Origin of the sequence: Staphylococcus sp. EG-SA-18 (assembly GCF_017151825.1) — a bacterium.
GTDB classification, from domain to species: Bacteria; Bacillota; Bacilli; order Staphylococcales; family Staphylococcaceae; genus Staphylococcus; species Staphylococcus aureus.
Map to the genome: position 1 here is coordinate 1 of NZ_JACYVY010000010.1, position 26,447 is coordinate 26,447.

Genomic DNA, 26,447 nt, shown 5'->3' on the forward strand with positions numbered 1-26,447 from the left:
GGATTAGGTACTGTCGGATCTGGTGTTGTTAAAATCATCGAAGAGAACCGACAGCAAATTCAAGATACATTAAATAAAGATATTGTCATAAAGCATATTCTTGTTCGAGATAAATCTAAAAAGAGACCGCTAAATATTAGCCAATATCATTTAACTGAAGATGTTAATGAAATTTTAAATGATGATTCATTAGATATTATCGTTGAAGTCATGGGAGGAATTGAACCAACTGTAGATTGGTTAAGAACAGCACTTAAAAATAAAAAACATGTTATTACCGCAAATAAAGATTTATTAGCAGTACATCTTAAACTTTTAGAAGATTTAGCAGAAGAAAATGGTGTAGCTTTAAAGTTTGAAGCGAGTGTAGCAGGTGGTATTCCGATCGTAAATGCCATAAATAATGGTTTGAATGCGAATAATATTTCAAAATTTATGGGAATTTTAAATGGTACCTCTAATTTTATTTTATCTAAAATGACTAAAGAGCAAACGACATTTGAGGAAGCACTTGATGAAGCGAAAAGACTTGGTTTTGCTGAAGCGGATCCAACTGATGATGTAGAAGGGGTAGATGCAGCGCGTAAAGTTGTCATTACATCATATTTATCATTTAACCAAGTCATTAAATTAAACGACGTTAAACGAAGAGGAATTAGTGGCGTAACTTTAACTGATATTAATGTAGCCGATCAACTGGGGTATAAAATTAAATTGATTGGTAAGGGAATATATGAAAATGGCAAAGTTAATGCATCGGTAGAACCAACGTTAATTGATAAAAAGCATCAATTAGCAGCTGTAGAGGATGAATATAACGCGATTTATGTCATTGGTGATGCCGTTGGTGACACGATGTTTTATGGAAAAGGAGCAGGCAGTTTAGCAACAGGTAGTGCCGTTGTCAGTGATTTATTGAATGTAGCATTATTCTTTGAATCAGATTTACACACATTGCCACCACATTTTGAAATAAAGACAGATAAAACACGGGAAATGATGGATTCAGATGCAGAAATTAATATTAAAGAAAAATCCAATTTCTTTGTAGTAGTGAATCATGTCAAAGGTTCAATTGAAAATTTTGAAAATGAGTTAAAGGCAATATTACCATTTCACCGATCATTAAGAGTTGCAAATTACGATAATCAATCATATGCCGCTGTTATAGTTGGATTGGAATCATCACCGGAAGAATTAATCACTAAGCATGGATACGAAGTTGACAAAGTATACCCAGTAGAAGGAGTTTAATTATAATGAGAAGATGGCAAGGATTAGTAGAAGAGTTTAAAGCACATTTACCAGTAAATGAAAATACACCAAAATTAACATTGAACGAGGGAAATACACCACTCATTCATTGTGAAAATATGTCTAAAATACTAGGTATAGATTTATATGTGAAGTATGAAGGTGCCAATCCGACAGGTTCATTTAAAGATCGCGGTATGGTAATGGCTGTGACAAAAGCAAAAGAGCAAGGTAAGAAAATTGTAATATGCGCTTCGACTGGAAATACATCAGCGTCTGCAGCAGCATATGCAGCGAGAGCAGGTTTAAAAGCTATCGTCGTAATACCAGAAGGTAAAATTGCATTAGGTAAATTGTCGCAAGCAGTAATGTATGGTGCAGAAATCGTTTCTATTGAAGGAAACTTTGATGAAGCTTTAGAAATTGTAAAAGAAATTGCAAAAAGTGGCGAAATAGAGCTTGTAAACTCTGTCAATCCATTTAGAATCGAAGGGCAAAAGACAGGCTCATTTGAAATTGTACAACAATTAGACGGTGAAGCACCTGATATTTTAGCGATTCCTGTAGGTAATGCAGGTAATATTACTGCATATTGGAAAGGCTTTAAAGAATATCATGAAGCTAAAGGTTCACAATTGCCGAAAATGTTTGGCTTCCAAGCTGAAGGCGCATCACCAATTGTTCAAAATAAAGTCATTAAAAATCCTGAAACGATTGCAACTGCTATTCGAATTGGTAATCCTGCTAGTTGGGATAAGGCGACTAATGCTCTTAAAGAATCAAATGGATTAATAGATAGTGTTACTGATGATGAAATTCTAGAAGCATATCAGTTAATGACAACTAAAGAAGGTGTCTTTAGTGAACCAGCGAGTAATGCTTCTATTGCAGGTTTAATTAAATTGCATAGACAAGGTAAATTACCTCAAGGTAAAAAAGTAGTTGCTATTTTAACTGGTAATGGATTAAAAGATCCTGATACTGCTATTTCACTACTAGATAATCCGATAAAGCCATTGCCAAATGATAAAGATAGCATTATCGATTATATTAAAGGAGCTTTATAACATGTCGAATGTTTTGGAGTTAACAATTCCTGCATCAACAGCCAACCTTGGAGTTGGCTTTGATTCTATAGGTATGGCTTTAGATAAATTTTTGCATCTGTCTGTAAAGGAAACATCAGGGACAAAATGGGAATATATTTTCCATGATGATGCATCTAAGCAATTGCCTACTGACGAAACAAACTTTATTTATCATGTAGCACAACAAGTTGCTTCTAAATATAGTGTTGACTTGCCTAATTTATGTATCGAAATGAGAAGTGATATTCCATTGGCAAGAGGGTTAGGTTCGTCAGCTTCTGCTTTAGTAGGAGCTATATATATCGCAAATTATTTTGGTGATATCCAACTGTCTAAACATGAGGTATTACAATTAGCGACTGAAATCGAAGGACATCCTGATAATGTTGCGCCGACCATTTATGGTGGTTTAATCGCTGGATATTATAATGATGTCTCGAAAGAAACGTCAGTTGCACATATCGACATACCAGACGTGGATGTGATTGTAACGATACCAACTTATGAACTAAAAACAGAAGCATCAAGACGTGCTTTACCACAAAAATTAACACATAGTGAAGCGGTTAAAAGTAGTGCAATTAGTAATACAATGATTTGTGCATTAGCACAGCACAATTATGAATTAGCAGGTAAACTCATGCAACAAGATGGCTTTCATGAACCGTATCGTCAGCATTTAATTGCTGAATTTGATGAAGTGAAAACAATTGCTATTCAACATAATGCCTATGCAACTGTAATTAGTGGTGCTGGACCAACTATTTTAATATTTAGTCGTAAAGAAAATAGTGGGGAATTGGTTCGCTCTTTAAATAGTCAGGTAGTATCATGCCATTCTGAATTGGTCGATATTAATATCAGTGGTGTTAAAGAACGAATTGTATACCAATAGACGCTTTATATTGTAAAATAGTATTAAATGCAGAATAGAGAGGAGATTTAATGCGATATGACAAATTATAAAGTTGTCGTTTTAGATATGGATGACACATTGCTAAATTCAGATAATGTGATATCAGAAGAAACTGCAAATTATTTAACAGCAATTCAAGATGAAGGTTATTATGTTGTTTTAGCATCTGGTAGACCTACTGAAGGTATGATTCCAACTGCTAGAGATTTAAAATTACCTGAACATCATAGCTATATTATTAGTTATAACGGTAGTAAAACGATTAACATGACTAATGAAGAAGTAGAAGTAAGTAAATCGATTGGTAAGCAAGATTTCGATGAAATTGTAGATTATTGTCGAGATAGAGGCTTTTTCGTTCTTACATATCATGATGGTCAAATTATTTACGACAGCGAACATGAGTATATGAATATTGAAGCAGAATTAACAGGTTTACCGATGAAACGTGTTGATGATATCAAAGCGTATATTCAAGGCGATGTACCCAAGGTCATGGGTGTAGATTATGTAGCGAATATTACAGAAGCTAGAATTGATTTGAATGGTGTGTTCAATGATAATGTAGATGCTACGACAAGTAAGCCATTCTTCTTAGAATTTATGGCCAAAGACGTTTCAAAAGGTAATGCAATTAAAGCGTTATGTCACAAATTGGGATATTCGGTGGATCAAGTCATTGCTTTTGGTGATAGTATGAATGATAAATCAATGTTTGAAGTCGCAGGTCTAGCTATTGCTATGGGGAATGCATCAGATGAACTTAAGCAATATGCAAATGAAGTTACGTTGGATCATAATGAAAATGGTATTCCACATGCGCTCAAAAAATTGTTATAAATTTTAAAATAAGCCTTAACACATGATATTTGAATAAGATATCTTGTGGTTAAGGCTTTTTATTTTTGTGAAAATGACTTCAGTTATACTATGGAGGATTTGAAATACATATTTTAGATTAGTAATGATATCAAACGAATAGAGTAAATGTATATTTTTTGAATAAATCAAGTATTAACTAGTCACTGAAGGTAGATAAATAAATTTGATCATTCTGAATAATAACGAATGCATTAAAAAATGCAGTGACAATCTAACATTAATTGTTAAAATCACTGCAAGCATCTTGATTTTATTTAGCTGTTTGTGTCCAGTCATGCTTACCTCTGAAACGTTTTACATGAGCATATATTTGGTCAGCAGTATAATCTAAATTTGTATAAACTGTAATACTGAACGCTGATTGGTTTTCAGCAAATGATTCTTCGGAAAATAATTCCTTTAAGTGCATAAATAAATCATTCATTTGTTTATGGTTTAAACCGGGATATTCCCTTAAAGTTCTCTTTAATAATTGTCCGTTCTTTTCTTCTAATGCTTGAACTACAATAACAAATCTTTCATCTTGCTTTAGTACATCATCAAATAAATTTGTTTGTCCAATCATTGAATTTCACCCCTGAAAAGTTATTGTTATCTATATTATACACGATATGCAAAATATCTAAAATAAAGAATGGTAACATGGTAATAATAAAATATAAACAGAATACTAGTTAATACACTTTATACTAGAAAAAGATATTAAAGTATATCTGCTTTACACCATTAAAAAGCGGCAAATGCTATAGATAATCTAAAGCATCTGCCGTATGAGAATTTATTTATTTTTGATTGTCATAATCGTGTGGTTTTAAATTAATTGTTTCTAGCTTTACAAATTTTGTTTTGTGAATGATTTTATGAATAAAGTAAATCAACGCTAGAATGATTAAAGGTAAAAAGTTTTTAAAAGCATTTAACCATTGATCTTTTAAAATATATTCAACTGAGCCACCAAATAGCAAGAATAATAGTGTAGTGATGACAATGATTGGTCCTAATGGATAAAAAGGTGCTTTATATGGTAGGACCTTATTAGGGTCTTGACCTTGTTTTTTAATAGCTTGTCGCAATCGTATTTGTGACCAAATGCTTGATCCCCAAACAACTATAATCATTGAACCAATAATTTCAAGTAAATTAAAAACGGCATTTGAATTAAAGTTTGCATAAATAATAACAATAACAACGACTGCATAAGTAGTTAATAATGCTCTTAAAGGTAACTTAGTTGTCTTGTTTAATTTACTTAAAAATTGGGGTGCTTTTTTGTCTGAACTTAAGGAATACAACATTCTGCCTGTTGTATAAACACCTGAATTTGCAGCGGATAATAATGAAGTTAAAATAACCGCGTTGATTACTGATGCTGCAAAGGCTATGCCTACTCTATCGAATACAATTGTAAATGGGCTTTGACTTATTGAACTACTTGCTCTTAATAATGATGGATCTGTGTACGGAATAATTGCACCAATTACTGCAATTGATAAGACATAGAATAAAAGAATACGCCAAAATACTTGTTTAATTGCCTTAGGCATAGACTTTTTAGGGTCATCTGATTCACCAGCAGTTACTGCTACTACTTCTGTACCACCAACCGAAAATCCGGCGACTAATAATACGCCTAAGAAACCAGAGATACCACCAACAAACGGTGCTTGGCCTTTTGTATAGTTTTCAAATCCATATGTATGACCACCTAAGATACCGAAAATCATTAAAAAGCCAAAAATAACGAATACGATAATTGTTAACACTTTAATCAATGATAACCAAAACTCAGTTTCTCCAAATGATTTTACAGAAAAAATGTTTAATAATAGTAAAATTGTAATAAAGATTAAGCTCCAAGTAATGGGGTGGAAAAATTTAAATGTGTCCCAGAAATAAAGCACATTTGACGCTACTATGACATCAACACTTGTAACTAATGACCACAATGCCCAATACAACCATCCCATGGTAAAGCCAAGAGATGAGTCAATAAAGCGTGTTGAATAAGAGCTGAATGAACCTGATACTGGATAAAATGTTGCCAACTCTCCAATTGATGACATTAAGAAATATAGCATGACACCAATAACAAGATAAGCGAGTATAGCGCCTCCAGGACCAGCTTGAGAAATGATATTACCAGTAGCTACAAATAGACCAGTCCCAATTGCACCACCTATAGCAATCATGGAAATGTGTCTTGAGTTAAGACTACGGTTCATTTTATTATCTTCCATATTTAGTCTCCCATCTATTTAAATATACCCATTATTGTAAGCTTTTTAAGTGTACTATTCAATAACTATTTAGTACTGTAAAGCGAAAAAATTAAAATTTTCTGATTTTTTAATCATCTTGAGCATGTTTAATTGTAATTTTGATGGGGTTAAATTATAATATGTATTAAATTATAATTATTATAAATTGTGGAGGGATGACTATGTCACAACAAGACAAAAAGTTAACTGGTGTTTTTGGGCATCCAGTATCAGACCGAGAAAATAGTATGACAGCAGGGCCTAGGGGACCTCTTTTAATGCAAGATATTTACTTTTTAGAGCAAATGTCTCAATTTGATAGAGAAGTAATACCAGAACGTCGAATGCATGCCAAAGGTTCTGGTGCATTTGGGACATTTACTGTAACTAAAGATATAACAAAATATACGAATGCTAAAATATTCTCTGAAATAGGTAAGCAAACCGAAATGTTTGCCCGTTTCTCTACTGTAGCAGGAGAACGTGGTGCTGCTGATGCGGAGCGTGACATTCGAGGATTTGCGTTAAAGTTCTACACTGAAGAAGGGAACTGGGATTTAGTAGGGAATAACACACCAGTATTCTTCTTTAGAGATCCAAAGTTATTTGTTAGTTTAAATCGTGCGGTGAAACGAGATCCTAGAACAAATATGAGAGATGCACAAAATAACTGGGATTTCTGGACGGGTCTTCCAGAAGCATTGCACCAAGTAACGATCTTAATGTCAGATAGAGGGATTCCTAAAGATTTACGTCATATGCATGGGTTCGGTTCTCACACATACTCTATGTATAATGATTCTGGTGAACGTGTTTGGGTTAAATTCCATTTTAGAACGCAACAAGGTATTGAAAACTTAACTGATGAAGAAGCTGCTGAAATTATAGCTACAGATCGTGATTCATCTCAACGCGATTTATTCGAAGCCATTGAAAAAGGTGATTATCCAAAATGGACAATGTATATTCAAGTAATGACTGAGGAACAAGCTAAAAACCATAAAGATAATCCATTTGATTTAACAAAAGTATGGTATCACGATGAGTATCCTCTAATTGAAGTTGGAGAGTTTGAATTAAATAGAAATCCAGATAATTACTTTATGGATGTTGAACAAGCTGCGTTTGCACCAACTAATATTATTCCAGGATTAGATTTTTCTCCAGACAAAATGCTGCAAGGGCGTTTATTCTCATATGGCGATGCGCAAAGATATCGATTAGGAGTTAATCATTGGCAGATTCCTGTAAACCAACCTAAAGGTGTTGGTATTGAAAATATTTGTCCTTTTAGTAGAGATGGTCAAATGCGCGTAGTTGACAATAATCAAGGTGGAGGAACACATTATTATCCAAATAACCATGGTAAATTTGATTCTCAACCTGAATATAAAAAGCCACCATTCCCAACTGATGGATATGGCTATGAATATAATCAACGTCAAGATGATGATAATTATTTTGAACAACCAGGTAAATTGTTTAGATTACAATCAGAGGACGCTAAAGAAAGAATTTTTACAAATACAGCAAATGCAATGGAAGGCGTAACGGATGATGTTAAACGACGTCATATTCGTCATTGTTACAAAGCTGACCCAGAATATGGTAAAGGTGTTGCAAAAGCATTAGGTATTGATATAAATTCTATTGATCTTGAAACTGAAAATGATGAAACATACGAAAACTTTGAAAAATAAATTTGATATGTAGTTTCTATATTGCGTAGTTGAGCAGTTTATGATATCATAATAAATCGTAAAGATTCCTAACAAGAGAGGGTGTTTAACGTGCGCGTAAACGTAACATTAGCATGCACAGAATGTGGCGATCGTAACTATATCACTACTAAAAATAAACGTAATAATCCTGAGCGTATTGAAATGAAAAAATATTGCCCAAGATTAAACAAATATACGTTACATCGTGAAACTAAGTAATTCTTATCATTCAAATACGACGATTTGAAAATAAAGCGGGCTTACCTATTATATTGGGGAGCTCGCTTTTTTATGAAATTTTTGTGAAGAGTGATTAATGGATTGAGTTTCATCGGTAGAACAATATATGATTGTATTAGTTGTTACTTTATTAAAATTTGAGAATATTTATAGAAGGAAATAGATTACTGATTTTATAAAGTCACTTTGTTAGCGAATGCTTGAAAGAGTATTTAATATAGTAGAATTTAAAATTTCAAAGCGGAATTTAATAAGTACGAAGTAATTCTGGGTATGTTTTATAAATGTTCGATAATACACTTTAATCTTAAATATGATGGTTTAGAAAATGATTTAACAAAGAAATGAAACTTTACTGTTGAATTATGTGAGGATTGTGTTATTATATAAATCGTAATAATTACGATTTGATAAAAAGTGAGGTAACTATATATGGCTAAGAAATCTAAAATAGCAAAAGAGAGAAAAAGAGAAGAGTTAGTAAATAAATATTACGAATTACGTAAAGAGTTAAAAGCAAAAGGTGATTACGAAGCGTTAAGAAAATTACCAAGAGATTCATCACCTACACGTTTAACTAGAAGATGTAAAGTAACTGGAAGACCTAGAGGTGTATTACGTAAATTTGAAATGTCTCGTATTGCGTTTAGAGAACATGCGCACAAAGGACAAATTCCAGGTGTTAAAAAATCAAGTTGGTAAAATCAAATTTCGTACTTTAGCCCATTTACAATATCAATAAAACAATGTACAGTATATACGAATGCTATAAACTGAATGTTTTCTCATATTAATAAGGAAACATTCGGTTTTTAATTTGCATTTAAAAATAATTAGTTTTTAAAGGGGCTATTTAAAGTGAAAATATTTGATTACGAAGATATTCAATTAATACCTAATAAATGCATAGTTGAAAGTAGGTCTGAATGTGATACAACTATCCAATTTGGTCCGAAAAAATTCAAGCTACCTGTAGTTCCTGCAAATATGCAAACAGTTATGAATGAGAAATTAGCGAAATGGTTTGCTGAAAATGATTACTTTTATATCATGCATCGTTTTGATGAAGAAGCAAGAATACCTTTTATAAAACATATGCAAAATTCAGGCTTATTTGCATCTATTTCAGTTGGTGTAAAGAAAGCGGAATTTGATTTTATTGAAAAGTTAGCTCAAGAAAAATTAATCCCCGAATATATTACAATAGATATTGCGCATGGTCACTCAGATTCAGTGATAAACATGATTAAACATATAAAAAACCATATACCTGATAGTTTTGTTATTGCTGGTAATGTTGGCACGCCAGAAGGTGTTAGAGAATTAGAAAATGCTGGTGCTGATGCTACCAAAGTCGGTATAGGTCCTGGTAGAGTTTGTATTACAAAGATTAAAACAGGTTTTGGTACTGGTGGTTGGCAGTTAGCGGCATTAAACATATGTAGTAAAGCAGCTCGTAAACCTTTGATTGCCGATGGTGGTATAAGAACGCATGGCGACATTGCTAAATCAATTAGATTTGGTGCATCAATGGTCATGATTGGTTCATTATTTGCTGCACACGAAGAATCACCTGGTGAAACTGTAGAACTTGATGGTAAACAGTATAAAGAATATTTTGGTAGTGCATCTGAATTTCAAAAAGGCGAACATAAAAATGTAGAAGGTAAAAAAATGTTTGTAGAACATAAGGGTTCATTAATGGATACCTTAAAAGAAATGCAACAAGATTTACAAAGCTCAATTTCATATGCCGGTGGAAAAGACTTGAAATCATTACGTACTGTAGATTATGTTATTGTTAGAAACTCTATTTTCAACGGTGATAGAGATTAATATTTATAGTAGGTGATGTAAATTAAAAAATTCATAGTAACTGTTGTTGCGTTTTTATCAATTACTATCATTGCGCCAATAACAGAATTTAAACCATTCATTCATTTACAAAATGAAGTAAGACAATATATTGACATTCACATCAATAAAGAAACAATTTCTGCGGAAAATAAATTGGATACACCGAAGAAACAACAATTTGCCTTTAATAATATACAAATGAACATGTCGAAATCAGATGTTGAGAAAACATTAAATAAACCAAAAAGAGTGACATTTAATGAATATGGTACGAAGTGGTATACGTATTATGATGACGATTACAATAATTTTATAATGATAAGTTACATGAAAGATAAAGTTAATGCGTTATATACAAATCAAAATATAATCACTTCAAAATCAAAAATTAAATACAATACACCTAAATCGGTTGTAAGGCAAAGATTAGGCGAACCAGAAACAGAGATTGTTAAAGGTAGAGTGCGTTACGAACAAAATAATAAAGAATATGATGTTTTCCATAAAAATCACATTTATACGACGGTATTTTATGATAAGCATCGACGTAATAATGTAACAGCTGTTTTACAAGTAAGTGATGCTATGGAAAATAGATTAAAAGAACAATATGGAGCACCTTCGAAATCGCTTGCAGATAGTTTTGAACTACAAAATTTTGATTTAGTTAATGCTGAAAGAAAACAACATCAATTATTTACATTGAAGTATTCTAAACAGAATTCTGAAACTGCACGTAAGCATAGTAAAGATATGGCCAACAATCATTATTTTGATCATACAAATTTAAAAGGTCAATCACCATTTGATCGATTGAAAAAAGATGGTATTACATTTAACTCAGCCGGAGAGAATTTAGCATATGGTCAAGTTAGTAGTATCTATGCACATCAAGGATTAATGAATTCTATTGGTCACAGAAAAAATATTTTAAATGATACGTTTAAAATATTAGGTGTTGGTGTTGATTTTAATGATGAAAAACAACCTTTTTGGACAGAAAATTATACTGGTTAATGTTTTTGGCATGAGATTAAAGGGTAATGTTTGTCTGTAAGGAAGTAGATAAACATGATGACAACAGATAAACCAAAAGATGCGGATATACTTGAACGCGTCAAAGATATACTTAATAAAAAAGAAAGAAAAAAATAATAATGGCTCGCTCCTGTAAATTATTACGGGGGCGAGTTTTAATTTGTGTAACATTTTGCAGAAATCTGTAATTCAAAATTTATATTAAAGAATGAGATTATCTAACAATTCGCAATTTCTGTTTGAACTGAATTTAGATTAGAATAAATAAAACCTCTTGAAAACGTAACTTTTTCAAGAGGTCCAAAATTTATAAAAATGAGGGCTTAACAATTACGATAATATATAACGGTTTAAAATATTACATTTCGCGGTACAAACCAATTACTTTCCCAATTACAGCAACATTGTCTAGGTAAATTGGCTCCATTGTACTATTTTCAGGTTGTAATCGATAACGATTTTTTTCTTTATAGAAGCGTTTGACAGTTGCTTCATCTTCCTCAGTCATAGCAACAATAATGTCTCCATTTTCTGCTATGGTTTGACTGCGAACAATTACTTTGTCTCCGTCTAATATACCAGCCTCAATCATACTGTCGCCTACGACGTTTAATATGAATATGTCGCTATTGTGTGTCGATGTTAAGTGTTCAGGTAATGGAAAATATTCTTCAATATTTTCTACTGCGGTAATAGGAACACCTGCTGTGACTTTACCAATAACTGGCACATGAATCGTTTCTTCCATATTAATATTATCATTTGTTTGATCACTTACAATTTCTATAGCACGTGGTTTCGTTGGATCTCTTCTTATATAGCCTTTTTCTTCAAGACGTGAAAGGTGACCATGAACAGTTGAACTGGATGCTAAGCCAACTGCTTCACCAATTTCGCGAACACTAGGCGGATAACCTTTCGTTTGAACAACTTGTTTAATATAGTTATATATTTCGCTTTGTCGTTTTGTTAATTCTCTCATATATAGGCACTCCCTAAATTAATTTAAATACAGTATATCATTAATTTGAAACCAAAACAAACATTTGTTCGTTAAAATATTGACACAGAACATAAGTTCTGATAAATTACTAATACAAACAAATGTTCTAGGAGTGAAAATGATGTTTTACAATAAATATAAAAACGTATCAACATATATCATCATATTTTTAGTTTCAAGTGCAGCCTTTGCAATATTCTTGTTAAGTGCGAACATTAGTGCTCACTCGGAACAAGTGTACGAAATGACTGACCATCAAATTAAGAACAATACGATAAATAAAGCATACGAACATAAAGGCCCTACAAACAATAGCGAACAAAGAGATGGGAAAGTGTTCGCTTTAATAAATTGATACATTGTCACAACGTTATTTTGCCTATTTTTGCGAAATAGCGTTTTTTATTACTTTTTTTGCTGATCTTAAATTTGTTATATTTTGTTAAAGTATTATAATGATTGAATAAACAAATTGAAGGTAGGTTTTTTAATTGAGTAATTCTGATTTGAATATCGAAAGAATTAACGAGTTAGCTAAAAAGAAAAAAGAAGTAGGATTAACTCAAGAAGAAGCAAAGGAGCAAACAGCCTTAAGAAAAGCTTATCTTGAGAGTTTTAGAAAAGGGTTTAAACAACAAATTGAAAATACTAAAGTAATTGATCCAGAAGGTAATGATGTAACACCTGAAAAAATTAAAGAGATACAACAAAAAAGAGATAATAAAAATTAAATCACAAATCTGTAAAGAATTTTCTGACATTATAACTTGAAATAAGTATTTTACTTATCTTTTTATTTTAAAATAAGTTATAATGTATTTGATAAAATTGAAGAAGGGAAGATACACAAGATGTTTAATGAAAAAGATCAATTAGCTGTTGATACGCTACGTGCACTAAGTATCGACACAATCGAAAAAGCGAATTCTGGTCATCCAGGATTACCTATGGGAGCTGCCCCAATGGCTTACACTTTGTGGACACGTCATCTGAATTTTAATCCACAATCTAAAGATTACTTCAATAGAGACCGTTTCGTATTATCTGCAGGGCATGGTTCAGCATTATTGTATAGCTTGTTACATGTTTCTGGTAGTTTAGAATTAGAAGAATTAAAGCAATTTAGACAATGGGGTTCTAAAACACCAGGTCATCCTGAATACAGACATACAGATGGTGTAGAAGTTACTACCGGACCACTTGGACAAGGTTTTGCTATGTCAGTAGGATTAGCTTTAGCAGAAGATCACCTAGCAGGGAAATTTAATAAAGAAGGATATAATGTTGTAGATCATTACACATATGTATTAGCTTCTGACGGTGATTTAATGGAAGGTATATCGCATGAAGCAGCTTCATTTGCTGGACATAATAAATTAAGTAAATTAGTTGTTTTATACGATTCAAATGATATTTCATTAGATGGCGAATTAAACAAAGCTTTTTCTGAAAACACAAAAGCTCGTTTTGAAGCATATGGTTGGAATTACTTACTAGTTAAAGATGGTAATGATTTAGAAGAAATTGATAAAGCGATTACTACAGCTAAATCTCAAGAAGGACCAACGATTATTGAAGTTAAAACAACAATCGGATTTGGTTCACCGAATAAAGCAGGAACTAATGGTGTTCATGGGGCGCCTTTAGGTGAAGTTGAAAGAAAATTAACATTCGAAAATTACGGTTTAGATCCTGAAAAACGTTTTAATGTTTCAGAAGAGGTATACGAAATTTTCCAAAATACTATGTTAAAACGTGCTAATGAAGATGAATCTCAATGGAATTCATTATTAGAAAAATATGCAGAAACATATCCTGAATTAGCAGAAGAATTTAAATTAGCGATTAGTGGTAAATTGCCTAAAAATTATAAGGATGAATTACCACGTTTTGAACTGGGTCATAATGGTGCATCTCGTGCTGATTCTGGTACTGTTATTCAAGCAATCAGTAAAACTGTCCCTTCATTCTTTGGTGGATCAGCAGACCTTGCTGGTTCAAACAAATCCAATGTAAATGATGCAACAGATTATAGTTCTGAAACACCTGAAGGTAAAAATGTGTGGTTTGGTGTACGTGAATTTGCTATGGGTGCTGCTGTAAATGGTATGGCTGCACATGGAGGTTTACATCCATATGGTGCAACATTCTTCGTATTTAGTGATTATTTAAAACCAGCGTTACGTTTATCATCAATTATGGGATTAAATGCAACGTTCATCTTCACACATGATTCAATTGCAGTAGGTGAAGATGGTCCTACTCATGAACCAATTGAACAATTAGCTGGATTAAGAGCTATTCCAAATATGAATGTTATCCGTCCTGCTGATGGTAATGAAACAAGAGTAGCATGGGAAGTTGCCTTAGAATCTGAATCTACACCTACTTCATTAGTATTGACACGTCAAAACTTACCGGTTTTAGATGTACCAGAAGATGTAGTTGAAGAAGGCGTTCGAAAAGGTGCCTATACAGTTTATGGCTCTGAAGAGACACCAGAATTCCTATTATTAGCTTCAGGTTCAGAAGTTAGTCTTGCAGTTGAAGCTGCTAAAGATCTTGAAAAACAAGGTAAATCAGTGCGTGTTGTTTCAATGCCTAACTGGAATGCATTTGAACAACAATCTGAAGAATATAAAGAATCAGTTATTCCATCAAGCGTAACAAAACGTGTTGCGATTGAAATGGCTTCACCGCTTGGATGGCATAAATATGTAGGTACTGCAGGTAAAGTTATTGCTATTGACGGCTTTGGCGCAAGTGCACCTGGCGATTTAGTAGTTGAAAAATATGGATTTACTAAAGAAAATATCTTAAACCAAGTTATGAGCTTATAAGAATAATTTATAAAGCGAGTATGTTTAGAAGTCTAGGATGCATAATCTTAGGCTTCTTTTAAAGTGTTGAAATTTAGAGTATAGCACTTAAACTACATCATAAGTGATAAGTTATGAAAGTATACTATTTCAGATTAATCTTTAAAAGCTCTGTTATAACAGCATGATTTTTGATATTATTTTTAGTATCGATATTAAAATACTTGAATAAACTAGTTCTTGAAATAATGTGATGAATTTAGTAAAATTCAGTAGGATAAAGAAAGCGGGTGAAACAATGGCAACTTGGTTAGCAATTATTTTTATAGTAGCTGCATTAATTTTAGGTTTAATTGGAGGTTTCCTTTTAGCTAGAAAATATATGATGGACTACTTGAAGAAAAACCCACCAATCAACGAAGAAATGCTTCGTATGATGATGATGCAAATGGGTCAAAAACCTTCTCAGAAGAAAATTAATCAAATGATGACGATGATGAATAAAAATATGGATCAAAATATGAAGAGTGCGAAAAAGTAAATTCGCAATTGATAGAGGCTATTTTCCAGATATGGAAATGGCCTCTTTTTATAATCAAATTAATAAGAATAAATATGTTTATTAAAATTAAAGTTAACAAAATGACGAATAGACTGAGAAATGCTATAATTCATTTTGTATGATTTACAGAGAGTTTATTTAACGAGAAGGTGTCTGCGTGCTCTATTTAATATTTTCAATCATTGTAGCTTTATTTATGGGAACTATAGTTATAGTTATTCGTATGAAAGCTCAAAATTATCCGGTAAATGAGAAAAAAATAGTTTTGCCACCGTTTTTTATGGCGACCGGTGCATTGATGTACGTCGTTCCATATTTTAGGCTAACAGGATCGGAAATGCTAGAAGCCTTTATAATTGGTTTGCTTTTTTCTACAGTTCTAATTTGGACTTCTCGATTTGAAGTCAAAGGTACAGAAATTTATATGAAACGATCTAAAGCATTTCCAGTTATTTTGATTTCATTACTTATCATTCGTACTGTGATGAAAATATTCATTAGTAATGAAATAGATCCTGGAGAATTAGGCGGCATGTTCTTTTTATTAGCATTCTGTATGATTGTTCCTTGGAGAGCAGCAATGCTATATAAATACAAAAAACTAAAGAAAACATTAATCAATTAATTACTTTTAAAACCACTTGTGATCGACTTCTAAATCAGTCAATGAGTGGTTTTAATTTTACTTGAAAAGGTGAAATGATTATATTAAAATAAAAGCGAACAAATGTTCTATATGGAGGCAGTAATGAAAATTATACATACAGCAGACTGGCACTTAGGGAAAATATTAAATGGCAAACAGCTTTTAGAAGATCAAGCGTATATTTTAGATATGTTCGTAGAAAAAATGAAAGAAGAAGAACCTGATATCATTGTGATAGCTGGAGATTTATATGACACAACATATCCAAGTAAAGATGCAATCATGTTATTAGAACAAGCGATTGGAAAGTTAAATTTAGAACTGCGTATACCAATAATTATTATTAGTGGAAATCACGATGGTAAAGAGAGGTTAAACTATGGGGCGAGTTGGTTTGAACATAATCAGTTATTTATAAGAACAGATTTTACATCGATTAATTCACCAATAGAGATAAATGGGGTTAATTTTTATACACTCCCTTATGCTACTGTGAGCGAAATGAAACACTACTTTGAAGATGACACCATTGAAACACATCAACAGGGAATTACGCGCTGTATTGAAACAATAGCACCGGAAATTGATGAAGATGCCGTCAATATTTTAATTAGTCATCTGACTGTTCAAGGTGGAAAGACATCTGATTCTGAAAGACCATTAACTATTGGAACGGTTGAATCAGTTCAGAAAGGTGTTTTTGATATATTTGATTATGTCATGCTAGGTCACTTGCATCATCCATTTAGTATAGAAGACGACAAAATTAAATATAGTGGCTCCTTATTGCAGTATTCATTTTCGGAAGCGGGTCAAGCTAAAGGGTATAGACGTGTAACAATTAATGATGGCATTATTAACGATGTATTTATTCCTCTTAAGCCACTTAGACAATTGGAAATTATCTCAGGCGAATATAATGATGTTATTAATGAAAAAGTTCATGTGAAAAATAAAGATAATTATTTACATTTTAAACTTAAAAATATGTCTCATATTACTGATCCAATGATGAGTTTAAAACAAATTTATCCTAATACTTTAGCGCTGACGAATGAAACTTTTAATTACAATGAAGAAAATAATGCTATAGAAATAAGTGAAAAAGATGACATGTCAATTATCGAAATGTTTTATAAACATATAACTGATAAAGAATTATCGGATATCCAATCTAAAAAGATAAAAAATATTTTAGAAAACGAATTGAGAAAGGAGGATTAATGAATGAAACCATTACATTTAAAGTTGAATAATTTCGGCCCCTTTTTAAAAGAAGAAATTGATTTTTCTAAAATTGATAATAATGAATTGTTTTTAATAAGTGGTAAGACTGGATCGGGTAAAACAATGATTTTTGATGCAATGACTTATGCCTTGTTTGGTAAAGCATCAACTGAACAAAGAGAAGAAAATGATTTGAGAAGTCATTTCGCTGATGGTAAACAGCCGATGTCAGTAACATTTGAATTTCAATTAAATCATCGAATTTATAAAGTGCATAGACAAGGCCCTTATATCAAAGAAGGTAATACAACAAAAACGAACGCTAAATTTGATGTATTTGAGATGGTGGATGGCAAGTATGAAATTAGAGAAAGTAAAGTAATTTCAGGTACCCAATTCATTATTGAATTATTAGGAGTAAATGCAGATCAATTCCGACAATTGTTTATTTTGCCTCAAGGTGAATTCAAACGCTTTTTAATATCAAACAGTCGTGAAAAGCAAGGGATATTAAGAACACTGTTTGACAGTGAAAAATTTGAAGCTATACGAGAAATATTAAAAGAAGAAGTAAAAAAAGAAAAAGCTCAAATCGAGAATAGATATCAACAAATTGACCTTTTATGGCAAGAAATTGAATCATTTGATGATGACAATATAAAAGGCTTATTAGAGGTTGCCACTCAACAGATAGACAAATTGATTGAAAATATACCACTTTTACAAGCTAGGTCGAAAGAAATACTAGCATCTGTAAATGAAAGTAAAGAAACTGCTATTAAAGAATTTGAAATAATAGAAAAGAAAACATTAGAAAATAATATATTAAAAGATAATATTAATCAACTCAACAAAAATAAAATTGATTTCGTTCAATTGAAAGAACAACAACCTGAAATAGAGGGAATTGAAGCTAAGTTAAAGTTGTTACAAGATATTACAAACCTATTGAATTATATTGAAAATAGAGAAAAAATTGAAACTAAAATTGCTAATAGCAAAAAAGATATTTCTAAAACCAATAATAAAATATTGAATCTTGATTGTGATAAGCGAAACATAGACAAAGAGAAAAAAATGTTAGAAGAAAATGGAGATTTAATTGAAAGTAAAATCTCTTTTATTGATAAAACTAGAGTATTATTTAACGATATTAATAAGTATCAACAAAGTTATCTCAATATTGAACGCTTGAGAACTGAGGGTGAACAATTAGGTGATGAATTAAATGATCTAATTAAAGGTTTAGAAACGGTCGAAGATTCAATAGGTAATAACGAAAGTGATTACGAGAAAATTATCGAACTAAATAATACGATAACGAACATAAATAATGAAATTAATATAATTAAAGAAAATGAAAAAGCTAAAGCTGAATTAGATAAACTATTAGGTAGTAAGCAAGAGTTAGAGAATCAAATTAATGAAGAAACATCTATATTGAAGAATCTCGAAATAAAATTAGATCGCTACGATAAAACAAAATTGGACTTAAATGATAAAGAAAGCTTTATAAGTGAAATTAAATCTGCTGTAAATATTGGAGATCAATGTCCGATATGTGGTAATGAAATTCAGGATTTAGGGCATCATATTGATTTTGACAGTATTGCTAAACGTCAAAATGAAATTAAAGAAATTGAAGCAAATATCCACGCTATAAAATCGAATATTGCTGTGCATAATTCTGAAATTAAATTTGTTAATGAAAAAATATCGAATATTAATATTAAAACGCAAAGTGATTTTTCACTTGAAGTATTGAATAAGCGTCTGCTAGAAAATGAAAATGCATTGAATAATCAAAGAGATCTTAATAAATTTATAGAACAAATGAAAGAAGAAAAAGATAATCTAACGTTGCAAATTCATAATAAACAATTGCGTCTAAATAAAAATGAATCTGAGTTGAAATTATGTCGAGATCTCATCACTGAATTTGAAACACTCTCGAAATATAATAATATCACTAATTTTGAGGTGGATTATAAGAAGTATGTTCAAGATGTGAATCAGCATCAAGAACTCTCAAAGGAGATTGAAGATAAGTTAATGCAATTGTCTCAAAGAAAGTTAATTGAGCAAAATAATCTAAATCATTATGAAAATCAACTAGAAACTTACAATAATGACTTAGAATTGAATGAACAGTCTATTGAAATGGAAATGTCGAGGCTGAATTTAACTGATGACAATGATATAGATGAAATAATAGCCTGGAGGGGCGAGCAAGAGGAATTAGAGCAGAAAAGGGATACTTATAAAAAACGTTATCATGAATTTGAAATGGAAATAGCTAGGTTAGAATCATTAACTAAGGATAAAGAGTTATTGGACTCTGATAAATTAAAAGATGAATATGAGCTAAAAAAAGGAAAGATGAATACACTGATAGATGAATACTCTGCTGTTCATTATCAATGTCAAAATAATATTAATAAAACACAATCTATAGTTTCGCATATTAATTACTTAAATCAAGAATTAAAGGATCAACAAGAAATATTTCAATTGGCTGAAATTGTCAGTGGTAAGAATAACAAAAATCTTACATTGGAAAACTTTGTCTTAATTTACTATTTAGATCAAATTATTGCTCAAGCAAATCTGAGATTAGCAACAATGTCAGATAATCGATACCAACTAATTAGGCGAGAAGCGGTTTCTCATGGTCTTAGTGGCCTAGAAATTGATGTATTTGATTTGCATTCAAATAAGTCTAGACATATTAGCTCGTTATCAGGTGGAGAAACTTTCCAATCGTCGCTTGCATTAGCTTTAGGGTTAAGCGAAATTGTACAGCAGCAATCAGGAGGTATTTCACTAGAATCAATATTTATTGATGAAGGATTCGGTACATTAGATCAAGAAACGCTTGAAACAGCGTTAGACACTTTATTAAATCTTAAATCAACTGGTAGAATGGTTGGGATTATTTCACATGTGAGCGAATTGAAAAATAGAATACCTTTAGTTTTAGAAGTGAAATCAGATCAATATCAGAGTTCAACAAGATTCAAAAGAAATTAAAACATAAAAAATAGAGATGGTACTTTGGAATGTATAGAACAACCTTAGCCCATCTCTTTTTATTTAAAAATTATTTTTTCTCACGTAATAAATCTCTGATTTCAGTTAGTAACACAACATTTTCTTCCACAACTGCTTCTTCTTCGGCTTCTTCTTTCTTCATTAATGTATTTGCAATCTTAACAAAGATGAATAAAGCAAACGCGATGATAATAAAGTCGATAACAGATTGGATAAATAAACCGTATTTAATACCCCAGAATGACCATTCTTTAGCAAAATCAACTGATCCGAAAATTTTACCAATTAATGGCATAATGATATTTTCTACTAATGAAGATATAATCTTGTTGAAAGCTGCACCCATCACAACAGCAATTGCTAAATCTAAGACGTTACCTTTTAAGGCGAACTCTTTGAATTCTTTTAACATTACACTCAACCTCTCTTTTTTAAATGTAACCTCAATTATACAACAAATAAAAAAATTAGAAAATAGATTATTCAAGAAAATTTGATTATCGCAAAGACCTTTGTTATCCTATAAAGGTGCGTGAGTTATTGAATAAAATGTTTAGATAATATTTTTATTCTACTACATAAAATTAAATATAGAATTGAAGGGAGTAATTAATTATGAATTCTTCTTCACCAGAGAATCCAAATGGAAAGAAGTATTCACCAGTCTTCATCTATAGTGCAATTGTTGTTGCTATAGTCGTATTACTTGGTGCATTTTTACCTGAACAATTCAACTATGTTACCAATAATATTAAAATGTGGATTACAGAAAAGTTAGGTTGGTATTATCTTATTCTTACTACGATTATCGTGTTCTTCTGTATATTCCTTATTTTTAGTCCTATTGGAAAACTTAAACTAGGTAAACCAAATGACAAACCTGAGTTTAATACAATTTCATGGTTTGCTATGTTGTTTAGTGCTGGTATGGGGATAGGTTTGGTGTTTTATGGTGCAGCTGAACCGATGGCGCACTTTGCTACGCCACCTACAGCAGATCCCAAAACTACTGAAGCTTATACTGAAGCTCTACGTTCAACATTTTTCCATTGGGGATTCCATGCTTGGGCTGTTTATGGTGTTGTTGCGTTAGCGTTGGCATATTCGCAATTCCGTAAAGGTGAACCAGGTTTATTATCTAGAACTTTACGTCCTCTTTTAGGTGATAAAGTAGAAGGTCCTATTGGGATTTTTATTGACGTTTTATCTGTATTTGCGACAATCGTTGGGGTAGCCGTTTCGTTAGGTATGGGTGCTCTACAAATTAATGGTGGTTTACATTACTTGTTCAATGTTCCAAACAATACGTTTGTACAAGCGATTATCATCATTGTTGTTACTATCTTATTTATAGCAAGTGCATGGTCTGGATTAAGTAAAGGTATTCAATACTTAAGTAACTTGAACATTGGTTTAGGTACTATTTTAATGGTAGCTGCTTTAATTGTTGGACCAACTGTTCTTATTTTAAATATGTTAACTAGCTCTACGGGTAGTTTACTAAACACATTCTTGTTTAATAGTTTTGATACAGCAGCTTTAAATCCTCAAAAACGTGAATGGATGTCTTCATGGACACTTTATTACTGGGGTTGGTGGTTAAGTTGGAGTCCATTCGTTGGAGTGTTTATTGCACGAGTTTCAAAAGGACGTTCAATTAGAGAGTTCATTTCTGGTGTCTTGCTAGTTCCAGCAATTGTTAGTTTTGTTTGGTTTAGTGTCTTTGGTGTATTAGGCATCGAGACAGGTAAGAAACACAAAGAAATTTTTGATATGACTCCTGAAACACAGCTATTTGGAGTGTTTAATCATGTGCCATTTGGCATTGTTTTATCGTTGATTGCATTATTATTAATTGCATCATTCTTTATTACATCTGCTGACTCAGCAACATTTGTATTAGGAATGCAAACAACATTTGGTTCATTAAATCCATCTAGTATGGTAAAAGTTGTTTGGGGAATTTCACAGGCCTTAATAGCATTTGTACTTTTATTAGCTGGTGGCGGTAACGGCGCTGAAGCTTTAAATGCGATTCAAAGTGCTGCAATTATAAGTGCATTCCCATTCTCCTTTGTCGTCATACTCATGATGGTAAGTTTCTACAAGGATGCGAACCAGGAACGTAAATTCCTAGGTTTAACATTGACTCCGAATAAACATCGCTTACAAGAATATATCAAGAGTCAACAAGAAGATTATGAATCTGACATTCTTGAAAAGCGTCAGTCACGTAGAAATATAGAGAAAAAAGATAACTAATAAAGTTTAGTTAAGTATTTTAATAACAAGTAGTATGTCATTCTAGTAGCTAGAACAGATATACTACTTGTTTGTTTTTGTGGAAAATTGAGTATATTCAAAAGGATAAGAACGAGAATTTCGTTATTAAACTACGAATTCTCGATTTTTTTATATTTTAAGATAGGTTTATTTCTGAAAACTTAATAGAAAGGGGTTTGACAAAGCTAAAGTGAAGTTTGACGGTATAAACGCAAATTAAATATACTTTTATAGAAAATTAACTCAGGCTGGGACATAAATCAATATTCTATGCTCTACGAAGTTATATTGGCAGTAGTTGACTGAACGAAAATGCGCTTGTAACAAGCTTTTTTCAATTCTAGTCAGGGGCCCCAACACAGAGAATTTCGAAAAGAAATTCTACAGGCAATGCGAGTTGGGGTGAGGGCCCCAACACAGAAGCTGACGAAAAGTCAGCTTACAATAATGTGCAAGTTGGGGATGGGCCCCAACAAAGAGAAATTGGATTCCCAATTTCTACAGACAATGCAAGTTGGGGTGGGACGACGAAATAAATTTTGCGAAAATATCATTTCTGTCCCACTCCCATCAAAAGAATGACATTGAAAAAAATATTAAAGTTTGGTGCCATAATTTTCTTTCTGCTCAATGAAATAATACGTTTAAAAATTGAATTGAATCATTCGCGAAATTGATAATTATTCTCAATTAATAAAAAATACTTATTACACCTTACCTGTATGATAAGTTTTGCTTATATACTCTGATTAAAAAGTCAAAACCTAAATTAAGCGTTTTCTAAGCATGATGAGTTGTTTATCAATAAATATAATAATACAATTTAATCAAGGCATATAAATATAAAAATGTATCAAGGGGGATCATTAAATGGCTGCAAATTTTAAAGAGCAATCAAAAAAACATTTTGACTTGAATGGCCAAAGTTATACTTACTATGATTTAAAAGCTGTAGAAGAGCAAGGTATTAGTAAAGTTTCCAATTTACCTTATTCAATTCGTGTTTTGTTAGAATCTTTACTTCGTCAAGAAGATGATTTTGTAATTACAGACGATCATATTAAAGCTTTAAGTCAGTTTGGAAAAGATGGAAATGAAGGCGAGGTACCATTTAAACCTTCTCGTGTTATTTTACAAGATTTCACAGGTGTACCAGCCGTAGTTGATTTAGCTTCTTTACGTAAAGCAATGGATGACGTTGGGGGAGATATTACTAAAATTAATCCAGAAGTACCGGTGGATTTAGTTATTGACCACTCAGTTCAAGTGGATAGCTATGCAAATCCAGAAGCTCTTGAACGTAATATGAAATTAGAATTTGAACGTAACTATGAACGTTATCAGTTTTTAAATTGGGCAACGAAAGCATTTGATAATTACAATGCAGTTCCTCCTGCAACTGGAATAGTTCACCAAGTTAACTTAGAATATTTAGCAAGTGTTGTACATGTTCGTGATGTAGATGGTGAAAAAACTGCATTTCCAGATACATTAGTTGGTACTGATTCACATACAACAATGATAAATGGTATTGGCGTACTAGGATGGGGTGTTGGTGGTATTGAAGCTGAAGCTGGAATGCTTGGACAACCTTCTTATTTCCCAATTCCAGAGGTTATTGGTGTACGACTAGTAAATTCATTACCACAAGGCGCAACAGCAACTGATTTAGCGTTAAGAGTAACTCAAGAGCTACGTAAAAAAGGTGTTGTTGGTAAATTTGTGGAGTTCTTTGGTCCAGGTGTACAACATTTACCACTAGCAGACCGTGCTACAATTGCAAACATGGCACCAGAGTATGGAGCAACTTGCGGATTCTTCCCAGTTGATGATGAATCTCTTAAATATATGAAGTTAACTGGTAGATCAGACGAACATATCGCGCTAGTAAAAGAATATTTGAAACAAAACCATATGTTCTTTGATGTTGAGAAAGAAGATCCTAATTATACAGATGTTATCGAATTGGATTTATCAACAGTTGAAGCATCGCTTTCAGGACCAAAACGTCCTCAAGATTTAATTTTCTTAAGTGATATGAAATCATCATTTGAAAATTCTGTAACAGCTCCAGCAGGCAACCAAGGACACGGTTTAGATAAAAGTGAATTTGATAAGAAAGCTGAAATTAACTTTAAAGATGGATCAAAAGCTACAATGAAAACAGGTGATATTGCAATAGCAGCAATTACATCATGTACAAATACATCTAACCCTTATGTAATGTTAGGTGCAGGTTTAGTTGCTAAAAAAGCAGTTGAAAAAGGCTTGAAAGTTCCTGAATACGTTAAAACTTCTCTAGCACCAGGATCAAAAGTTGTTACCGGATATTTAAGAGATGCTGGCTTACAACCTTATTTAGATGATTTAGGCTTCAACTTGGTTGGTTATGGATGTACAACTTGTATCGGTAATTCAGGTCCTTTATTACCAGAAATTGAAAAAGCGATTGCTGATGAGGACCTATTAGTGACATCTGTATTATCTGGTAACCGTAACTTTGAAGGTCGTATCCATCCTCTTGTTAAAGCCAATTACCTAGCTTCACCACAGTTAGTTGTTGCTTATGCATTAGCTGGAACGGTTGATATTGATTTACAGAATGAACCTATTGGTAAAGGTAATGACGGTGAAGATGTATATTTGAAAGATATTTGGCCATCAATTAAAGAAGTTTCAGATACCGTTGATAGTGTTGTAACACCTGAATTATTTATTGAAGAATATAATAACGTATACAATAACAACGAATTATGGAATGAGATTGATGTAACTGATCAACCTCTATATGACTTTGATCCTAATTCAACATACATTCAAAATCCATCATTCTTCCAAGGATTATCTAAAGAACCGGGTACGATTGTTCCATTAAATGGTTTACGTGTTATGGGTAAATTCGGTGATTCTGTGACAACTGACCACATCTCTCCAGCAGGTGCAATTGGTAAAGATACGCCAGCTGGTAAATATTTACAAGATCATCAAGTGCCTATTCGTGAATTTAATTCATATGGTTCAAGACGTGGTAATCACGAAGTAATGGTTCGAGGTACGTTTGCTAATATACGTATTAAAAACCAATTAGCGCCAGGTACTGAAGGTGGTTTTACAACTTATTGGCCAACAAATGAAGTAATGCCTATCTTTGATGCTGCAATGAAATATAAAGAAGATGGTACAGGTTTAGTTGTATTAGCTGGTAACGATTATGGTATGGGTTCATCTCGTGACTGGGCAGCAAAAGGTACAAACTTATTAGGTGTTAAAACAGTTATTGCACAAAGTTATGAACGTATCCATCGTTCAAATTTAGTTATGATGGGTGTATTACCATTAGAGTTTAAAAAAGGTGAATCAGCTGATTCTCTTGGTCTAGATGGTACAGAAGAAATTTCTGTTAATATTGATGAAAATGTTCAACCACATGACTACGTCAAAGTTACTGCTAAGAAGCAAGATGGTGATTTGGTAGAATTTGACGCTATGGTTCGTTTTGACTCACTTGTTGAAATGGATTACTATCGTCACGGTGGAATTTTACAAATGGTTTTAAGAAATAAATTAGCGCAATAAAAAATAGATATCACAGTAAAATTTTA

Annotated in this window: 24 protein-coding genes; 19 read left to right on the top strand and 5 right to left on the bottom strand. The window is 32.2% G+C overall.

Going from position 1 to position 26,447, the window contains the following annotated elements; all coding sequences use genetic code 11:
• The 4 genes from IDG66_RS03240 to IDG66_RS03255 all read left to right on the top strand — a co-directional run.
• Nucleotides 1-1,254: homoserine dehydrogenase (locus IDG66_RS03240; RefSeq protein ID WP_198993251.1), on the top strand; the 1,254-nt coding region annotated here is incomplete at its 5' end.
• Between the two features lie 5 nt (nucleotides 1,255-1,259).
• The gene (thrC, locus tag IDG66_RS03245) at nucleotides 1,260-2,321 is read left to right on the top strand and encodes a threonine synthase (RefSeq protein WP_001255460.1); all 1,062 of its coding nucleotides are present in this window, start codon (nucleotides 1,260-1,262) and stop codon (nucleotides 2,319-2,321) included.
• Between the two features lies 1 nt (nucleotide 2,322).
• Nucleotides 2,323-3,237 carry a homoserine kinase gene (thrB, locus tag IDG66_RS03250; RefSeq protein ID WP_000073182.1) on the top strand — a complete coding sequence of 305 codons (915 nt, stop codon included), beginning with the start codon at nucleotides 2,323-2,325 and terminating at the stop codon, nucleotides 3,235-3,237.
• Nucleotides 3,238-3,294: 57 nt separating this feature from the next.
• Nucleotides 3,295-4,098 carry a Cof-type HAD-IIB family hydrolase gene (locus tag IDG66_RS03255; protein WP_000186313.1) on the top strand — a complete coding sequence of 268 codons (804 nt, stop codon included), beginning with the start codon at nucleotides 3,295-3,297 and terminating at the stop codon, nucleotides 4,096-4,098.
• A gap of 292 nt (nucleotides 4,099-4,390) precedes the next feature.
• On the opposite strand, the gene IDG66_RS03260 is transcribed toward IDG66_RS03255, so the two are convergent.
• From IDG66_RS03260 to IDG66_RS03270, 3 genes are all read right to left on the bottom strand, one after another.
• Entirely contained in the window at nucleotides 4,391-4,705 is a 315-nt protein-coding gene (locus IDG66_RS03260; RefSeq protein ID WP_000580198.1) for a hypothetical protein, read from the bottom strand.
• Nucleotides 4,680-4,784, bottom strand: a complete 105-nt coding sequence (locus IDG66_RS03265; RefSeq protein ID WP_001791424.1) for a hypothetical protein — start codon at nucleotides 4,782-4,784, stop codon at nucleotides 4,680-4,682. Before IDG66_RS03265 ends, IDG66_RS03260 begins: the two co-directional genes overlap by 26 nt.
• 138 nt (nucleotides 4,785-4,922) lie before the next feature.
• Nucleotides 4,923-6,377, bottom strand: a complete 1,455-nt coding sequence (locus IDG66_RS03270; protein ID WP_000389956.1) for an amino acid permease — start codon at nucleotides 6,375-6,377, stop codon at nucleotides 4,923-4,925.
• A gap of 203 nt (nucleotides 6,378-6,580) precedes the next feature.
• Between IDG66_RS03270 and IDG66_RS03275 the strand changes: the two genes are divergently transcribed.
• The 5 genes from IDG66_RS03275 to IDG66_RS03295 all read left to right on the top strand — a co-directional run bounded on the left by IDG66_RS03275 (nucleotide 6,581) and on the right by IDG66_RS03295 (nucleotide 11,233).
• A complete protein-coding gene (locus tag IDG66_RS03275) occupies nucleotides 6,581-8,098 on the top strand; it encodes a catalase (RefSeq protein ID WP_000082539.1) in 1,518 nt (505 codons plus the stop codon).
• Between the two features lie 90 nt (nucleotides 8,099-8,188).
• Entirely contained in the window at nucleotides 8,189-8,338 is a 150-nt protein-coding gene (gene rpmG / locus IDG66_RS03280) for a 50S ribosomal protein L33 (protein WP_001265708.1), read from the top strand.
• 453 nt (nucleotides 8,339-8,791) lie between these two features.
• The gene (gene rpsN, locus IDG66_RS03285; protein WP_001085655.1) at nucleotides 8,792-9,061 is read left to right on the top strand and encodes a 30S ribosomal protein S14; all 270 of its coding nucleotides are present in this window, start codon (nucleotides 8,792-8,794) and stop codon (nucleotides 9,059-9,061) included.
• A gap of 156 nt (nucleotides 9,062-9,217) precedes the next feature.
• Nucleotides 9,218-10,195: a GMP reductase gene (guaC, locus tag IDG66_RS03290; protein WP_000688122.1), complete on the top strand. Its 978-nt coding sequence runs from the start codon at nucleotides 9,218-9,220 to the stop codon at nucleotides 10,193-10,195.
• Between the two features lie 21 nt (nucleotides 10,196-10,216).
• Nucleotides 10,217-11,233 (top strand): CAP domain-containing protein, encoded by a 1,017-nt coding sequence (locus tag IDG66_RS03295; RefSeq protein ID WP_168989892.1) that lies wholly within the window; start codon nucleotides 10,217-10,219, stop codon nucleotides 11,231-11,233.
• A gap of 379 nt (nucleotides 11,234-11,612) precedes the next feature.
• Here IDG66_RS03295 and lexA read toward each other — a convergent pair whose 3' ends face one another.
• Nucleotides 11,613-12,236, bottom strand: a complete 624-nt coding sequence (gene lexA, locus IDG66_RS03300; protein WP_001208760.1) for a transcriptional repressor LexA — start codon at nucleotides 12,234-12,236, stop codon at nucleotides 11,613-11,615.
• Nucleotides 12,237-12,378: 142 nt separating this feature from the next.
• Between lexA and sosA the strand changes: the two genes are divergently transcribed.
• The 8 genes from sosA to sbcC all read left to right on the top strand — a co-directional run bounded on the left by sosA (nucleotide 12,379) and on the right by sbcC (nucleotide 20,541).
• Nucleotides 12,379-12,612: a DNA damage-induced cell division inhibitor SosA gene (sosA, locus tag IDG66_RS03305; protein WP_206172176.1), complete on the top strand. Its 234-nt coding sequence runs from the start codon at nucleotides 12,379-12,381 to the stop codon at nucleotides 12,610-12,612.
• A 136-nt stretch (nucleotides 12,613-12,748) separates the two neighbouring features.
• Nucleotides 12,749-12,988: a DUF896 domain-containing protein gene (locus IDG66_RS03310; RefSeq protein WP_000071351.1), complete on the top strand. Its 240-nt coding sequence runs from the start codon at nucleotides 12,749-12,751 to the stop codon at nucleotides 12,986-12,988.
• A 120-nt stretch (nucleotides 12,989-13,108) separates the two neighbouring features.
• Nucleotides 13,109-15,097: a transketolase gene (gene tkt, locus IDG66_RS03315; protein ID WP_000481443.1), complete on the top strand. Its 1,989-nt coding sequence runs from the start codon at nucleotides 13,109-13,111 to the stop codon at nucleotides 15,095-15,097.
• Between the two features lie 277 nt (nucleotides 15,098-15,374).
• A complete protein-coding gene (locus IDG66_RS03320; RefSeq protein WP_000246909.1) occupies nucleotides 15,375-15,617 on the top strand; it encodes a YneF family protein in 243 nt (80 codons plus the stop codon).
• Nucleotides 15,604-15,702, top strand: a complete 99-nt coding sequence (locus tag IDG66_RS03325) for a hypothetical protein (RefSeq protein WP_001789897.1) — start codon at nucleotides 15,604-15,606, stop codon at nucleotides 15,700-15,702. Before IDG66_RS03320 ends, IDG66_RS03325 begins: the two co-directional genes overlap by 14 nt.
• Before the next feature lie 93 nt (nucleotides 15,703-15,795).
• Nucleotides 15,796-16,263: a CcdC family protein gene (locus tag IDG66_RS03330; protein WP_000966142.1), complete on the top strand. Its 468-nt coding sequence runs from the start codon at nucleotides 15,796-15,798 to the stop codon at nucleotides 16,261-16,263.
• A gap of 123 nt (nucleotides 16,264-16,386) precedes the next feature.
• Nucleotides 16,387-17,508, top strand: coding sequence for an exonuclease subunit SbcD (gene sbcD, locus IDG66_RS03335; RefSeq protein WP_000691284.1), 1,122 nt, complete (start codon nucleotides 16,387-16,389; stop codon nucleotides 17,506-17,508).
• A 3-nt stretch (nucleotides 17,509-17,511) separates the two neighbouring features.
• Nucleotides 17,512-20,541 carry an exonuclease subunit SbcC gene (sbcC, locus tag IDG66_RS03340; protein ID WP_000803157.1) on the top strand — a complete coding sequence of 1,010 codons (3,030 nt, stop codon included), beginning with the start codon at nucleotides 17,512-17,514 and terminating at the stop codon, nucleotides 20,539-20,541.
• A gap of 70 nt (nucleotides 20,542-20,611) precedes the next feature.
• Here sbcC and mscL read toward each other — a convergent pair whose 3' ends face one another.
• Nucleotides 20,612-20,974 carry a large conductance mechanosensitive channel protein MscL gene (mscL, locus tag IDG66_RS03345; protein ID WP_000910489.1) on the bottom strand — a complete coding sequence of 121 codons (363 nt, stop codon included), beginning with the start codon at nucleotides 20,972-20,974 and terminating at the stop codon, nucleotides 20,612-20,614.
• A gap of 203 nt (nucleotides 20,975-21,177) precedes the next feature.
• Between mscL and IDG66_RS03350 the strand changes: the two genes are divergently transcribed.
• Together IDG66_RS03350 and acnA are read left to right on the top strand one after the other, a co-directional pair.
• Nucleotides 21,178-22,824, top strand: a complete 1,647-nt coding sequence (locus IDG66_RS03350) for a BCCT family transporter (protein ID WP_001088978.1) — start codon at nucleotides 21,178-21,180, stop codon at nucleotides 22,822-22,824.
• 891 nt (nucleotides 22,825-23,715) lie between these two features.
• On the top strand, nucleotides 23,716-26,421 hold the full coding sequence (acnA, locus tag IDG66_RS03355) for an aconitate hydratase AcnA (RefSeq protein WP_206172177.1): 2,706 nt from the start codon (nucleotides 23,716-23,718) through the stop codon (nucleotides 26,419-26,421).
• Nucleotides 26,422-26,447 lie beyond the last annotated feature (26 nt).